11 protein-coding genes are annotated in these 15,777 nt (G+C 61.7%); 3 read left to right on the top strand and 8 right to left on the bottom strand.

Going from position 1 to position 15,777, the window contains the following annotated elements:
- The first annotated feature begins 167 nt into the window (after window positions 1-167).
- Entirely contained in the window at window positions 168-2,252 is a 2,085-nt protein-coding gene (locus tag ACJO2E_RS11930; RefSeq protein WP_406964096.1) for an EAL domain-containing response regulator, read from the top strand.
- A gap of 49 nt (window positions 2,253-2,301) precedes the next feature.
- Here the strand turns inward: ACJO2E_RS11930 and serB are convergent, their stop codons facing one another.
- Both serB and parC read right to left on the bottom strand, forming a co-directional pair.
- Window positions 2,302-3,525: a phosphoserine phosphatase SerB gene (gene serB, locus ACJO2E_RS11925; RefSeq protein WP_406964095.1), complete on the bottom strand. Its 1,224-nt coding sequence runs from the start codon at window positions 3,523-3,525 to the stop codon at window positions 2,302-2,304.
- Window positions 3,518-5,815, bottom strand: a complete 2,298-nt coding sequence (parC, locus tag ACJO2E_RS11920; RefSeq protein ID WP_406964094.1) for a DNA topoisomerase IV subunit A — start codon at window positions 5,813-5,815, stop codon at window positions 3,518-3,520. The genes serB and parC overlap by 8 nt, the downstream gene beginning before the upstream one ends.
- A 252-nt stretch (window positions 5,816-6,067) precedes the next feature.
- Here parC and ACJO2E_RS11915 point away from each other — a divergent pair, with 252 nt between their 5' ends.
- Entirely contained in the window at window positions 6,068-6,298 is a 231-nt protein-coding gene (locus tag ACJO2E_RS11915) for a hypothetical protein (RefSeq protein ID WP_406964093.1), read from the top strand.
- A 32-nt stretch (window positions 6,299-6,330) separates the two neighbouring features.
- Here ACJO2E_RS11915 and ACJO2E_RS11910 read toward each other — a convergent pair whose 3' ends face one another.
- Both ACJO2E_RS11910 and ACJO2E_RS11905 read right to left on the bottom strand, forming a co-directional pair.
- Window positions 6,331-6,915, bottom strand: a complete 585-nt coding sequence (locus tag ACJO2E_RS11910) for a YceI family protein (protein WP_406964092.1) — start codon at window positions 6,913-6,915, stop codon at window positions 6,331-6,333.
- A gap of 47 nt (window positions 6,916-6,962) precedes the next feature.
- On the bottom strand, window positions 6,963-7,523 hold the full coding sequence (locus tag ACJO2E_RS11905) for a cytochrome b (protein ID WP_406964091.1): 561 nt from the start codon (window positions 7,521-7,523) through the stop codon (window positions 6,963-6,965).
- A gap of 515 nt (window positions 7,524-8,038) precedes the next feature.
- Here ACJO2E_RS11905 and ACJO2E_RS11900 point away from each other — a divergent pair.
- Window positions 8,039-9,325 carry an EAL domain-containing protein gene (locus ACJO2E_RS11900; RefSeq protein ID WP_406964090.1) on the top strand — a complete coding sequence of 429 codons (1,287 nt, stop codon included), beginning with the start codon at window positions 8,039-8,041 and terminating at the stop codon, window positions 9,323-9,325.
- Window positions 9,326-9,344: 19 nt separating this feature from the next.
- Here ACJO2E_RS11900 and parE read toward each other — a convergent pair whose 3' ends face one another.
- The 4 genes from parE to ACJO2E_RS11880 form a co-directional block, all read right to left on the bottom strand.
- On the bottom strand, window positions 9,345-11,240 hold the full coding sequence (parE, locus tag ACJO2E_RS11895; protein ID WP_406964089.1) for a DNA topoisomerase IV subunit B: 1,896 nt from the start codon (window positions 11,238-11,240) through the stop codon (window positions 9,345-9,347).
- Window positions 11,241-11,343: 103 nt separating this feature from the next.
- The gene (locus tag ACJO2E_RS11890; RefSeq protein ID WP_406964088.1) at window positions 11,344-11,835 is read right to left on the bottom strand and encodes a protease complex subunit PrcB family protein; all 492 of its coding nucleotides are present in this window, start codon (window positions 11,833-11,835) and stop codon (window positions 11,344-11,346) included.
- Window positions 11,836-11,858: 23 nt separating this feature from the next.
- Complete coding sequence (locus ACJO2E_RS11885; RefSeq protein ID WP_406964087.1) at window positions 11,859-14,390, bottom strand: S8 family serine peptidase; 2,532 nt, start codon at window positions 14,388-14,390, stop codon at window positions 11,859-11,861.
- A 355-nt stretch (window positions 14,391-14,745) separates the two neighbouring features.
- Window positions 14,746-15,732, bottom strand: coding sequence for an NADPH:quinone oxidoreductase family protein (locus ACJO2E_RS11880; RefSeq protein WP_406964086.1), 987 nt, complete (start codon window positions 15,730-15,732; stop codon window positions 14,746-14,748).
- Between the last annotated feature and the right edge of the window lie 45 nt (window positions 15,733-15,777).

Below are 15,777 nucleotides of genomic sequence, written 5' to 3'. Positions count from 1 at the left end.
TGGCCTTTTTCCTCTGCATCATTTACGGTTACCGGTTCACAGATGTGCCCGCCCGCACACCGTGATAATGGGTGCAAAATGGAACGCACCACCCCCTGGCAATGGATGGCCCGTTGAAGAACACCGTGCCCAGGTTGGCACCCGACAGACAGCGAGACCGCCAGCGCATGCAGAAGCAAAAGAGCACCGTCCATCTCCTGATCATGGATCCGTCCCAGAACGACGCGGAATCCCTGGTCAGCCTGCTGAGGAATTCCGGCCGTGCCACCCGCGCTCACCGGGTAACCTCCGAGGAAGACCTGGACGAGGCCATCCGGACCGGTCAGTGGGACCTTTTCCTGGCCAGGGATTGCCAGGCGGATTTCATTCCGGACGACGCCCTGGCAATGATCCGCCGCCTGGACAAGGATATCCCCTTCGTCCTGCTTACAGAGAGTGAAGACAGCGAACGGTCCCTGGGCATCATGAAAGCCGGAGCCCAGGATACCGCGCCGGCGAAAGATGTGGAGCGGCTGATGCTCGTCATCAACCGCGAGCTGACCAACCTGGAGGAGCGCCGCCGGCGGCGTGTGCTTGAGTCCCACCTGCGGGAATCCGAGCAACGCTGCCAGCTATTACTGGAAAGCTCCAAGGATGCCATTGCCTACGTCAACGATGGCATGCACATCTACGCCAACCAGGCGTATATGGAATTCCTGGGTTACGACGACCTGGACGAACTCATGTGTATCCCGCTGCTGGATACCCTGGCCCCACAGAGCCAGGACGACCTGCGCAAGTTCATGAAGAGTTTCTCCGAAACCCACGAGGACGGCATGAAGCTCAACTGTGTCGCCAGGCGCAGCGACGAGCGGGACATCAACATCACCATGACGGTGTCCGCCGCCACCTACGACGGCGAAGCCTGTATCCAGGTGGTGGTCCAGCCCGAGCATAACGATGCCGAGCTGCAGGAGAAGATCCGCGAGATCAGCAACCAGGACCTGCTGACCGGCCTGAACAACCGCCAGTACCTGATGGAGCGGCTCACCAGCGCCATTGCCACCGCCGGCGAGAAGAACGAGACCGGCGCCCTGGCCTACATCGGCATCGACGGCTTTGTCACCCTCAAGAACGATCTGGGTATCGCCGGCACCGACCTGCTGCTGCGGGACTTTGCCGCCCTGCTGGAGGGGCAGACCAACGACAGCATGACCCTGGCCCGGATCAGTGACGAGGCCTTCTGTATCCTGGCGCTGCCGCTGGAAGAACAGGCCATGGCCGACCTGGGCGAAACCATCCGCAAGACCGTGGATGACCACCTGTTCGATATCCAGGGGCGCACCGCCCAGGTGACCGTCTCCATCGGTGTTGCCGCCATTACCGAGAACGCGCCCAAGGCGGCGGATCTGCTGGGCCGCGCCCATACCGCCCATAGCGCCGTCAGGAGCCAGCCGGGCCACGAGAACGGCAACGGCGTGGTCACCTACAACCCGGCGGATTACGAGAAACTGGACGATGCCAACTCCATGGACGCCATTGCCAAGGCCCTGGAGGAAAACCGATTCCGCCTGCTGTTCCAGCCCATCATCAACCTGCGCGGTGAAGGTGAGGAGCATTACGAGGCACTGGTGCGGATGCTCGACAAGGATGACAAGGAAGTGTCCCCCTACGATTTCCTGCCCCCCGCCGGGCCGTCGGACATGGCGATCCGCATCGACCGCTGGGTGGTGCTGCAGACCATCAAGCAGCTTTCCCAGCACCGCAGTCGCGGGCACGATACCCGCCTGTTCCTGAACGTGACTGCGGAAACCCTGCAGGACAAGACCTTCAGCCAGTGGCTCAGCGTGGCCCTGAAGGCGGCCAGACTGCCCGGGGATTCACTGATCTTCCAGATGCGCGAGGGCGATGCCAACAGCTACCTGAAGCAGGCCAGAGAGTTTGCCAAATCGCTGCATGAGCTGCACTGCAAGGTGGCCATCTCCCAGTTCGGCTGCGCCCTGAACCCGTTCAACAACCTCAAGCACGTGGACGTGGACTACGTGAAGATCGACGGTTCCTTCACCGAGGAAATCCAGAAGAACGACGAAGCCAAGGCACAGGTCAAGGAGATGGTCCAGTCACTCCAGAAAAACGGCAAGCTGACCATTATCCCGCTGGTGGAAAATGCCTCGGTGCTGGCCACCCTGTGGCAGGCGGGGGTCAACTATATCCAGGGCTACTACCTGCAGGCCCCGGTTCCGGAAATGAACTACGACTTCGGCGACCAATAACCGCTCATAAGGGTGCCCTGCCCGTCTCTGCGGGCAGGGGCTCCAAGCCTCAGTCCGGAGAGGCCAGGCGGGCCTCGGACTCCCGGTACCCCAGCAGGTACAGGATGGCATCCAGGCCCAGGGTGGAAATAGCGTGCCGGGCGGACTCCTTCACCAGGGGCTTGGCCCGGAAGGCAACGCCCAGGCCGGCCTGGCTGAGCATGGGCAGGTCATTGGCACCGTCCCCCACGGCAATCACCTGCTCCCGGGAGATCTTCTCCCGCTCGGCAATCTCAAGCAGCAGCTGCGCCTTACGGTCGCCATCCACGATGGGCCCGACCACGCGCCCGGTCACCTTGCCATCGACAATTTCCAGCTCGTTGGCATAGATGTAGTCAATACCCAGCTTTTCCTGCAGATGGCGCGCAAAGTAGTTAAAGCCCCCCGAAAGGATCGCGGTCCGATACCCCAGTGAACGCAGTGTCCGGATCAGGTACTCCGCCCCCTCCGTCAGGGAGAGGCGACCGGCAATCCGCTCCAGTACCCCTTCGTCCAGACCCTTCAGCAGGGCCAGCCGCTCGGCGAAGCTCTCGCTGAAATCCAGCTCGCCGCGCATGGCCCTTTCGGTAATCTCGGCCACCTGCTCACCGACACCGGCCTCCAGGGCCAGTTCGTCGATGACTTCCGCCTCAATCAGGGTGGAATCCATGTCGAACACCACCAGTCGTCGGTTGCGACGGAAGATGGAATCCTCCTGGAAGGCGATATCCACGTTCATGTCACCAGCGATCCTGAGGAAGTCCGTACGCAGGGCCTCCAGGTTTGCCGGCGTACCCCGCACCGAGAACTCGACACAGGCAATGCGGTTGTCCGTACGGCTCAGGGACGGCCGGGCCGACAGTCGGGTGATATTATCGATGTTCAGGCCGTGACGGGCGGTGATCTCGGACACCCGGGCAATCTGCTCCGCGGTGATGTCCCGGGACAGCAGGGTGACCATATAGCAGGCCCGGTTGCGGCCCTCCGCCCACTGCTGGTATTCGGCCTCGGTGATGGGCGCGAACCGCACCTGCAGGTCCAGGGCATGCAGGCGGAACAGCAACTCCCGAATCACCGGCGACGCCTGGGACTCGTCCGGAATTTCAGCCAGGATGCCCCAGGTCAGGTAGTCGTGGATCACCGCCTGCCCGATATCGAGGATACGGACATCGTAACGGCCCATAATACCGGTGATTTCGGAGGTCAGGCCGGGCTTGTCCCGACCGGACACGTTAATCAGGACCAGTTCACTCACTGTCGTTGTCTCCGGCGGCTGGTTCTTCCGTACCCGCGGCGGCAATCACCTCGATACCGTCGACCCGTTGCAGCCCCCGGGGCAGCTTGTGACCACGGCGGCCACGTTCGCCCAGGTAGTGTTCCAGGTCCCCAAAGCGTAGCCCAAGCTTGCGCTTGCCGGCGCGAATCTCAAGCTGATCCGCCTCGCCGAAGACCGACAGGGCCACCACGAACTCCTCCCGGTTCTGCACCCGGGCCGAGGGAATGCTGATGATCTTGTTGCCCTTGCCCCGGGCCAGTTCCGGCAACTGTTCCAGCGGGAACACCAGCATGCGACCCTCGTTGGAGACCGCCGCCAGGTACAGGGTCTGCTCCCGGCGGGGAATGGTGACCGGCGGCAGCAGCCTGGCCCCCTTGGGAATCGTCACCACGGATTTACCGTTACGGTTCTTGCTGATCAGGTCGGACGCGGTGCCCACAAAACCATAGCCGGCATCGGTGGCCAGCAGGTATTTCTCGTCCGGGTTGGTCACCATCAGGCCCGCGAAGGTGGCTCCGGAGGGCGGGTTGATGCGGCCGGTGAGCGGCTCCCCCTGCCCCCGGGCCGACGGCAGGCTGTGGGCCATCAGGGAATAGGCCCGACCGGTGGAATCCAGGAACACCGCATTCTGGTTGTTGCGGCCTTTCGAGGCCAGGGCGAATTTGTCACCGGCCTTGTAGTTTAGCCCGGCAGGGTCGATGTCGTGCCCCTTCGCGGCCCGTACCCAGCCTTTCTCGGACAGCACCACGGTGACCGGGTCGTTGGAGACCAGATCGGCCTCGGAGAAGGCCCGGGCCTCCTCCCGTTCCACAATGGGGGAACACCGGTCGTCGCCGTAAGTTTCGGCGTCCGCCTGCAGTTCCTGCTTGATCAGCTCCCGCAGCCGGTCCTCCGACCCCAGGATGGACTGGAGCTCGTCCCGTTCGGCGGACAGCTCGTCCTGCTCGCCGCGGATCTTCATTTCCTCCAGCTTGGCCAGGTGGCGCAGTTTCAGCTCAAGGATGGCTTCCGCCTGCTCGGCGGACAGTCCGAACCGCTTGATCAGCTCCGCCTTGGGCTCGTCCTCGTAACGGATGATGTTGATCACCTCGTCAATGTTGAGATAAGCAATCAACAGGCCTTCGAGGATATGCAGGCGCGCCAGTACCTTGTCCAGGCGGTACTGGAGCCGACGGGTAACGGTGGTCCGGCGGTAAGCCAGCCACTCGGTGAGCATGGTATGCAGGTTCTTCACCGCCGGGCGACCATCGTTGCCGATGACATTGAGGTTGACCCGGTAGGTCTTCTCCAGGTCGGTACTGGCGAACAGGTGGGCCATCAGGCCATCCACATCCACCCGGGAGGAACGGGGCACGATCACCAGGCGAGTGGGGTTCTCGTGGTCCGACTCGTCCCGCAGGTCCGCCACCATGGGCAGCTTGCGGGTCTGCATCTGATGGGCAATCTGCTCCAGTACCCGGTTGCCGGACACCTGGTGCGGCAGGTCGGTGATTACCACCTCGCCGTTCTCACGAATCCAGCGGGCCCGCATGCGCAGGCTGCCGCGACCGGTGTGGTACATCTGCCGCAGGTCCCGGCGGGGCGTGATGACCTCGGCGCCGGTGGGAAAATCCGGTCCCTTGATGTGTTCGCAGAGTTCGTCAACGTCGGTATCCGGTTTGTCCAGCAGCCGGATGCAGGCGGCGGTGACCTCACGCACGTTGTGGGGCGGAATGTCCGTCGCCATGCCCACGGCGATACCGGTAGTACCATTGAGCAGCACGTGGGGCAGTCGCGCCGGCAGGGTGGAAGGCTCGTCCATGGTGCCGTCGAAGTTCGGCACCCAGTCAACGGTGCCCTGCCCCAGCTCGCTGAGCAGGACCTCAGAGAATTTCGACAACCGCGACTCGGTATACCGCATGGCGGCGAAAGACTTGGGATCATCCGGTGACCCCCAGTTACCCTGGCCGTCCACCAGCGGGTAGCGGTAAGAGAAGGGCTGGGCCATGAGCACCATGGCCTCGTAACAGGCACTGTCACCATGGGGATGGAACTTGCCGAGCACGTCGCCAACGGTGCGGGCGGACTTCTTGTACTTGCTGGTGGACTTCAGCCCCAGCTCGGACATGGCGTAGATAATACGCCGCTGGACCGGCTTTAGCCCGTCTCCCACATTGGGCAGGGCCCGGTCGAGAATGACGTACATGGAATAATCCAGGTAGGCCTTCTCGGTGTAGTCCCGCAATGAAACCCGCTCAAAGCCCTCGTCGGTCGTTTCAAACTCTGGCATGGATGCCCCTTGCTCCAGGAATGTATTCACACGAATCCCCTGCCCGGGGGAATTCAAGACTGCTGTAAGGCTGGGACATTATATGGAGGGAGGGCGCAATAGACCAATGCCGCGGAAGAAATCCCCGGAGGATTTTTCCAATAGCGGAATTCCCGCATGTTTCCACAAACCCGCGCACCGTATTCTGCTTCCCGTTCAAGGAACCAAAGACAGTCCTCAAGGATTTCCGGGTTTCCAATCAGAGCGAACATTATGAAACTGACTCTCAAGGCGTGCCGTCAGGCGGTTTTCACCGCACTGATCAACGGTGCACTCGCCCTGGCGCTGATGCTCCTGGTGGAGTTCTCGCTCAGTGGCAGCCTGGCGATGACAAGGCCGTTCCTGATAGCTGGCCTGCTGGTAGCACTGGTAATTTTCGTGGCCCAGTTCTTTCGCCAGCTCAGACTCTGTCGTTGTAACGAAAACGGGGCCGCCAACAAATAGGGGCCCGCTTTCGTTCTTCCTTCCGCCGCTGGTTACTGGCGAATACCTTCCACGGAAATTTCCAGCTTCACAGTCTCCGAGGCCTTGCCCAGATTGGTGGGAATGCCAAAGTCCGCCAACCTGATCTCGGTTTCCGCATCAAAGCCCATGCGGTAGCCGCCCCAGGGGTCCTCACCGTGCCCCTGCATCTCGACATCAAGGGTCACTTCACGGGTGACACCGCGCAGGGTCAGCTCACCAACCACATCGGCTTCGTCGCCATCGTCATCCAGCTCAACACGGGTGCTCTTGAAGATTGCCTCGGGATACTCATCCACGTACAGGAAGTCTTCGCTGCGCAGGTGCTTGTCGCGCTCGGCGTGGTTGGTATCGACACTGGAGGTATCAATGGTGACTTCAACACTGCTGTTCTCTGGATTTTCCTCATCGAACACAAACTGGCCATCGAAGTCGTTGAAACGCCCGAAAAGCGTGCTGTAGCCCAAATGGGAGATCTCGAAGGTGATGAACTGGTGCGAGCCCTCGGTATCGAACGCATAGGTGCCGCCGTGCTGGTCTGCCTGAACCGCGCCAGCCATGGCCAGGGATACCGCTGAGGCAATGATCGTCTTCTTCATGTGGTCTGTCTCCTTGCTTGATGATCACATCTTCGGATGGGTGGGAATCACCGGTGTTTCAGCCGCACGGGAAGCATGCGGCGAAGCGTATCGTCACGGTCAATGAGGTGGTGCTTGATGGCCGCCAGGCCGTGGAGGGCAGCCAGGACCACCAGGGCCCAGGTCACCCAGTAATGCACGTCTCCGGCAACGTCCTCCATGCCCCGGATCCGCCCGGTCACCGACGGCACCTCGAACCAGTCGAACACCTGGATGGCCGAGCCGTCTGCCGTGGAAATCAGGTACCCGCTGACCATGGCGGTCAGCATCAGCAGATACAGCAGCCAGTGAGCAGCATGGGCTGACCGTACCTCGAAACGGGAATGGGTGGACAGTGGTGACGGCGCCAGCTCAACGACTCGCCAGAGCAGCCGCAGCACCACCGCTATCAACAGCAGTATGCCGATGCTCCGGTGGATATGGGGCACCAGCCGGTACCACTGATCATAGTAGCTCAGGTCGACCATGTAGTAGCCAAGCCCGAACAGGCCAAACACCGCCAATGCCACCAGCCAGTGCAGGCCGGCACTCACCGCGCCATAGCGCCCCCTGGAATTCCTCAACTGCATGTGCACCGCGCTCCCTGACTGTCACCAACGTCTGTGCCGTGAGAGTAAGCCGTTATGGGTATCAGGCCAACCGCAATATTCTGCTCACCCTGTTCAGTTTTTCTGATGATGACCTATCGCTCCCGGACCTACCCTGAGCCATTGGTCGAATACGGGTATTACGGATTCAGGAAAACCATCAGATCCATATAATTGCTCTATAACTTTTCAGGCTGACCGCCGTAACCCCAGGGAGCAGAACCATGGAACTCGAATTCGACGAATCCGTTGTCGTACCCAGTAATAACTGAGTCAGGACCAAGATATTACCTGCCTCACACCATATGTAGCCGGAGATACCAGATCACCGTTTAATGACATCACTCAGGTCACCAGGTAACAAAGTTTGACATAAGCGACTGGCACCGCCTAAAAAGTTCTGGCATGCTCCGGTTCATACACCCGTTTATGACCGCAACTTAATGGTTTGCGAGGCAGTCTTCCGGGTTCTTGTCAGCAGTCAGAATTGCGGATCCATGACCTATCTGTCAGACCACCTTACGGGCGCCGACCTGGAACTACTTGATCCCCTGCTCCACCGGCAGGATGATCAGTGGACGGGCCTGTTCCACGGCCTGACCCTGAAGACCGCGCTTCAACCCATCTTTTCAATTTCCCACAAACGCATTATTGGCTACGAAGCCCTGATTCGCGCATTCGATCCCGATAATGCCAGTGTACCCCCTTACCAGCTTTTTGCACTGCCGGACTCGGAACAGGAGAACGTACTGCTGGACCGCCTGTGCCGGCTGCTGCATATACGCAACTACGCCGGCTTCCAGGACGAGGTGAACTGGCTGTTCCTGAACGTGTCCCCCCAGGTGGTGGCCTCCGGCTACCGCTGCGATTCCTTCTTCGGTGAGCTGCTACGCCAGACCGGGCTACCGCCCCACCGCATCGTGGTGGAAATTGTCGAGCAGCCCACGGACGACTCCGAACGCCTGCGGGAAACCGTGAACTACTACAAGGACCTGGGATGCCTGACCGCCATCGACGACTTCGGTGCCGGCCATTCCAATTTCGAACGGATCTGGAACCTGTCCCCGGACATCGTCAAGCTGGACCGGACCCTCACCCTGCGGGCCGGCAAAGACCCCAAGGCCCGCCAGATCCTCAACGGCATTGTCACCCTGCTGCACCAGTCGAGCTGCCTGGTATTGCTGGAAGGGGTGGAAACCCATGACCAGGCCATGATCGCCATTGATGCCGGTGTGGACTTTGTGCAGGGGTATTATTTCTGCCACCCCAGGGTGGAACTCGGCTGCATCCAGCGGGACGCGCCGGACTTCGAGACCCTGCTGTCGGACTACAAGAACCGCAACCGCATCCGGCTGGACCCCACCCAGCAACTGGCGGAGTTCTTCACCAGTCACTTCCAGCGGGCGATCCAGCGACTGCAGGACGACAACCACCTGAGGGAAGCCTGCGCCGAGATCATGGCCCACCACACGGTGTCCCGGTGTTACCTGATCGACCAGCGGGGGGTGCAGATCGACGACACCCAGGTATCCGCCACCGGCGCCATCCAGCTCGACCCCCGGTACAGGCCGCTGGAGAACACCAGCAGCGCCGACTGGTACCGGCAGCATTACCTCAAGCAGGCCCTGGCCCAGCCCAATCGTATGCAGGTGACCAGTCCCTACCTCTCCATTACCGGGGTCTACATGTGCGTGACCCTGTCACTGGGTTTCCGATTCCGGGGTGAATTGCGGGTGCTCTGTTGCGATATCCTGGCGGAACAGGGGCCACTGGCCAGCGCCTAGGGCCCGTGTTCCGTTCCAGTCAGACGGCGACGTCGGCCATATTGCCGTAGGTCTCCAGCCAGTTCCGGCGGTCCCCCGCCCGCTTCTTGCCCAGTAGCATGTCCATCCGTTCGATAGTGTCGTCCCCGTCCTCCAGGGTCAGCATCACCAGGCGACGGGTGTCCGGAGCCATGGTGGTCTCCCGGAGCTGCAGCGGGTTCATCTCACCCAGCCCCTTGAAGCGGGTGACCTGAATCTTGCCCTTGCGCTTCTCGGCGGCGATCCGGTCGATGATGCCCTGTTTCTCGTGTTCGTCGAGGGCGTAGAAGGTCTCCTTGCCCAGATCCACCCGGTACAGCGGAGGCATGGCCACGAACACGTGCCCCGCCTGCACCACGGGGCGGAAGTGCTGGACAAACAGCGCACACAGCAGGGTCGCGATATGCAGGCCATCGGAGTCCGCATCCGCCAGGATACAGACCTTGTTGTAGCGCAGGCCGTCCAGCCTGTCGGAACCAGGGTCCACGCCGATGGCCACTGCGATGTCATGCACTTCCTGGGATGCCAGAATTTCGGACGAATCCACTTCCCAGGTATTGAGGATCTTGCCCCGCAGCGGCATCACCGCCTGGAACTCCCGGTCACGGGCCTGCTTGGCGGAACCGCCCGCCGAGTCCCCTTCCACCAGGAACAGTTCGGAGCGACTGGCGTCGGCACCGGAACAGTCCGCCAGCTTGCCCGGCAGGGCCGGGCCGGAGGTTACCTTCTTGCGGGCCACCTTGCGGCTCGCCCGCAGGCGGCGCTGGGCGTTGCTGATAAACACATCCGCCAGGGCTTCCGCCACGCTGGTATGCTGGTTCAGCCAAAGGCTGAACGCGTCCTTGACCACCCCGGAGATAAACGCCGCCGCCTCGCGGGACGACAGGCGCTCCTTGGTCTGACCGGAGAACTGGGGGTCCTGCATCTTGAACGAGAGCACGTAGGCGCAGCGCTCCCAGATATCCTCCGGCGTCAGCTTCACACCCCGGGGCAGCAGGTTGCGGAACTCGCAGAACTCCCGCATGGCCTCCAGCAGCCCGGTGCGGAACCCGTTGACGTGGGTGCCCCCCTGGACGGTGGGGATCAGGTTCACGTAGCTTTCGGTGACCGACTCACCACCTTCCGGCAGCCACTGTACCGCCCAGTCCACTTCCTCGCTGTTGCCGGCAAAGCGACCGGTGAAGGGCTCCAGGGGCACGGCTTCCAGGTCCGCCAGCTCACTGCGCAGGTAGTCCCGCAGGCCGTCCTCGTAGAACCACTCGTCCTTCTCGCCGGAGGCTTCCTGCAGGAAGGTCACGTTCAGCCCCGGACACAGTACCGCCTTGGCCCGCAGGTTGTGGCGCAGGCGGCTGACGGAGAACTTGGGGGAATCAAAGTACTTCGGGTCCGGCATGAAATGCAGGCGGGTACCGGTATTGCGCTTGCCCACGGTGTCCACCACGGCCAGATCACTGGCCTTCTCACCATCGGCGAAGGTCATGCGGTAGAGGTTGCCGTCCCGTTTGATGGTCACTTCCAGGTGGGTGGACAGGGCGTTCACCACCGATACCCCCACCCCGTGCAGGCCACCGGAGAAACTGTAGTTGCCCTGGGAGAACTTGCCCCCGGCATGCAGCCGGCTGAGGATCAACTCCACCCCGGACAGACCTTCCTCCTTGTGCATGTCCACCGGCATACCACGACCGTCGTCCTCCACCGACAGGGAACCGTCGGCATGCAGGATGACGTCCATACGCCGGGCGTGGCCGGCCAGCGCCTCATCCACGCTGTTGTCGATGACTTCCTGGGCCAGATGGTTGGGCCGACTGGTGTCGGTGTACATACCCGGACGCTTACGCACCGGGTCCAGACCGCTGAGGACTTCAATGGAGTCGGCGTTGTAGGTTTTCTGGCTCATAGGGAGGGTACAGCTCCGGATCTGCGGGGATGGGTTGTGGCCCCATAGCTTAGGGAATCTGGTGCAAAGATCAATGTCCCGACGGCGCTGAATGCGCGGCAGGTCACCGCTGGAACGACAGTTCGTCGAACCCGGGGCCGGACACCGTCGCCCGGCTCCAGCCCTCGGCGGTGACCGCCAGCAGGGCGCAGGGGCTGGTCAGGGCCATGGTCACCGCCTGGTCGGGGGCCGGGCTGCGCACCTGCACGGTGATCGCCAGCACGCCTTCGCGGATACGGGACTCCTCCAGGGCGACGCCATAGCCACCACTGGGCTTGCGGCCTGCGGCCACCAGCAGCAGGTGCTCCCGCTCGAAGTCATGGTTCTCCACCGCCACCAGATTCACCCCACGGGCCTCAGACAGGGCGTCCAGGCGCTCCCGGGAATCCATGTAGACCAGCCCAGGAGCGGTGAAGCCACACTGGCCGGAGGCGGTGATCTGCCGGGCCAGGGGCGCACCGTCGGAGGTGGTGTCACGGTTCATGGCACAGGCGGACAACACCGACAACAGGAGGACGCCGGCGACAACGGAACATCGGTGTTTCCAGAACCCCATGGGACTCTCCTCAGGTTACCGTACTACTTCAACTGCCGGTCCACGGACGTATCGCCCGTGGACCGATCGGGCACGGGGTACCCCTCGAACCCGTAACGCGGCAGCCCCATCTCGGCGATGGTCGGCCGCCGGAAGCTGGTGGTCATATCCAGCCGCAGCGTCTCACCCTCACTGATGGAGATCACCTCACGGGAACCGGCACTGGGGTACTCGGCGCAGGCTTCGCCGTTTTCGCAGATAAAGCCGTTGCTGTCCAGGTCGGTACCGGCCACCAGGATGTAGTCACCCGGTGTCACACCGTCCATAGAGTACTCATACTCGCCGTTGTCTTCCCGGGCAACCACCTGCATGGATCGGGACGAGTTGAAATCGTCGGCATCCAGCAGCAGGACATAGTGACGCCCGGCACTGCGATCTTCCTGCTCGTCCGTGGACTGGACGTAGACCGGAACGATCAATGTACGAGTGCTGCCGTTTTCGGCGGTGTGTTCTATCTCGATATTTCCGGAAACCTCCCGGCTGGGGGGCAAGGCGTCCGGATCAACGCGAATGCGCAACGACTCCGGAATCGGATCATTATTGCCAATAGCTTGACCGTCACCATCCGTCATCTCAAAGGAGTCGGGTATCATGGGCTCACCGCTGACGACCGGGACGTTCTCGGCGTCATCCTTCAGGATCTCCAGCAACACGGTCGACTCGTTACCGGATGAACTGATCTCCAGAACCCGGGGCCAGGCGCTGACTACCGTGGGGAAAGCTGTCGGGTCCTGGAGCGCCGCATCAGCATCCAGCAGCCCTGCACCATGAGAAGCATAGCTGTAGTTAACAGCCTCACTGTTATAGGTATACATCATTGTCGTCAGGTTCCTGGCAATCATCTGGGCCCGGAACTGGTCCGGGGTCAGGCCAGGGTTGACGCCCTTCACCAGGGCATACACCCCACTCAGGTGCGGCACAGCCATGGACGTGCCAGCCAGGTAGCCGTAGATCTCACCGTCGACTTCCCCATAGGCGTTCAGGATACCGTCATCCAGTGCCCCGCCAGGGGCCAGCAGGTCAACGGACTGTCCGTAGTTGGAGTAACTCGCCAGTTCCCCGCTACGGTTGGTGGCACCAACACCCACCACACGTCGGTTGGCAGCCGGGTAGACAGCGGACGCATCGCCACTATTACCGCCAGCGGCCACCACCAGGATGCCATCATCGTACGCCCGGTCGGTGGCTGTCTGCACCGGGAGCAGCGGCGGCAGCCCCCCGAGGCTGAGGTTGATCACATCCACATCGTCACCACCCTCGGCATTACCGTTTCGATCCACCGCATTGTTGATCGCATCAATCAGGTCGGATACGGCCCCTGTGCCGTCATCGCCGGTCACCGGATCCACCCCCAGTACCCGGTAGGGCAGGATGGTAGCTTGATGGGCAATCCCGACGGTACCCAGTGAGTTGTCCTCAGCAGCGACTATTCCGGCTACATGAGTGCCGTGGTAGCTGGTGCTCTCCGCCCCGGGTGTCGGCGGCGTGGCGGGGTTACCGTCACGACCAGTATCGTCATCCACGTCATAGTCAGCGCTGACGAAATCCAGCAAGCCACCCTCAACCACGACATTGGCGGCCAAGTCCTCGTGCCAACTGCCATAATTGTCCATATCGGTGCTGTACAAGCCGGTATCCATAATGGCAACGCCCACGTCTTGGCCCCAGGTTCCAATCTGAGTCCACGCCGTGTCCACCTTAATCTGCTTGAGATTCCAGTTGTCATCCAGACCGGTATCATCATTGGTAGTGTTGTAATAAGGATCGTTTCCAGGAACCGTCGCAGTGTTAAGCAGATAGTTCGGGTCCACCTCCAGCCCGAAATCCTCCCGCATGCCCCGGATCCACTCGATGGTCTCCGCCCGGGGATCGCTGGCGCCGGTGGACCGGGCCGACAGGGCATTGACGCCCTCGTCCCGGCGCACATGCCAGGTATCCGGCCCGATGGAGCGTCCCACTTCCATCACGGAACTGGCCCGGAGGCCGGAGGAAGACAGGGTGCTGGCGAAGGCCACGGGGCCGGTCACAATGGCCTCATCCACTCGCAGGTCTGGCTCCGGCCAGCGCACATCGAAGGTACTCAGGGAGCCCTGGGGAACAATGGTCAGCACATAGCGCAGGGGGCCACTGTCACTGTTGGTGGACACCGTGACCTGGACATTTCCGCTTCCGCCGTCATAGATGCCTCCGGAGCCGCAGGCATCTGAATTGTCGTCAGTGCCGTCCAGCGCCAGGGTCACATCCAGTCCGTCCTCGTCCAGGCCAAGGGACGAAAAGCATTGGAGTACGTAGCGGTCACCGTTCACCATCGGAGCCACGTAGGTGTCGGTATTGTCTTCCGGGTAAAGGCGTCCCGAGCTATCGGATCCACTGGCATGGCTCAGGTAGCCGCCCACGGTGGCGGGCACCGGCAACGTGACAATACCGTCACTGCCGGCTGGCCAGTTACCGTCGTTTACCCGCCACAGGTCGGCATAATCCCGGTCCACCCGGCTGCCGGCGGCGATATCAATCACGCCCTGGATCCCCGTTGAGCCGCGACCAAGGTCGTCGTCTCCGGAGCCTCCACCACCGCCGCCGCAGCTTGCAAGCAGACCACTCAGTGCCAACGTGATGAAGGAAAGTGTGCTTTTCCGACCGAAAGACAATCTGGTATCCATATAGCCTGATATCTCTATCGTTCAGCACCGGCATTAACCGGTGACGGCCTATACACCCGATGCACCTGCGTCCTGTGACCGGCGAACCGATGAAAAGTTACTGCTTATTACGGAAGGGTAGCAGGTAGGGATCGTAAAAAACGAGAAACGGAGCGCCAAAGTGGCGCTCCGTACTCAGGAAGGACAGGTTTTTATCCGCAATAACCGGGACTCAGTCGCCGACCTTCAGCACCACCTTGCCGGTGGCGGTCCGTCCGGTGAGGGCGTCGAGGGCCTTCACATAGTCCTCGAAGGCGAATACTTCGCTGACCTTGGGCTTGATCTTGCCTTCCGCGTGCATCTGGAACAGCTCTTTCATGTTCTGCACGTGGTTCTGCGGCTCTTTCTGGGTGAAGGCACCCCAGAACACACCGACCACGGAACAGCTCTTGAGCAGGGTCAGGTTGGCGGGAATCTTGGGGATGTCGCCGGCGGCGAAGCCGATGATCAGGTGGCGGCCGTTCCAGGCCATGGCCCGCAGCGACTGCTCGGTGAAGTCGCCGCCCACGGGATCGTAGATCACGTCGACGCCCTTGCCGCCGGTCATTTCCTTGATCACGTCCTTCAGGGGCTTGTCGGTGTTGCTGTAGTTGAGCAGTTCGTCGGCACCGGCTTCCTTCGCCACCTGCAGCTTGGCATCGGTGCTGGCCGCCGCGATCACATGGGCGCCCATGGCCTTGCCCAGTTCCACCGCCGCCAGGCCCACGCCGCCACTGGCGCCCAGTACCAGCAGGGTCTCGCCCGGCTGGATGTCGGCCCGCTGCTTGAGGGCGTGGTAGGAGGTGCCGTACACCATGGTGAACGCCGCGCCTTCCTCGTTGCTCATGCCCTCGGCCAGGGGCAGCAGGCGGTTCTCGTCCACCAGCATTTCCTCGGCAAAGGCGCCGTAACCGGTCATGCCGATCACCCGGTCACCGGGCTTGAAGCGGCTGACCTTGTCGCCCACGGATACCACCTCGCCAGCCATTTCGCCACCGGGGGAGAACGGCATCTCGGGCTTGATCTGGTACTTGCCTTCAATGATCAGGGTATCCGGGAAGTTCAGCCCCGCGGCCTTGACGCGAACCTTGACCTGGCCGCCGGTGGGCTCCGGGCATTCGATATCCTCGATCACCAGCTTTTCCGCCGGGCCGTACTCCTTGCAGAGAATTGCACGCATTCTGTTGCTCCGATCCTGTATCAGGGTATTGATGTTGTTGATGGG

Origin of the sequence: Marinobacter shunpengi (genome assembly GCF_045449695.1) — a bacterium.
Classification (GTDB): Bacteria; Pseudomonadota; Gammaproteobacteria; order Pseudomonadales; family Oleiphilaceae; genus Marinobacter.
Note: the sequence above shows the minus strand (reverse complement) of the source record. Positions and strands in the feature narration are given on the sequence as shown.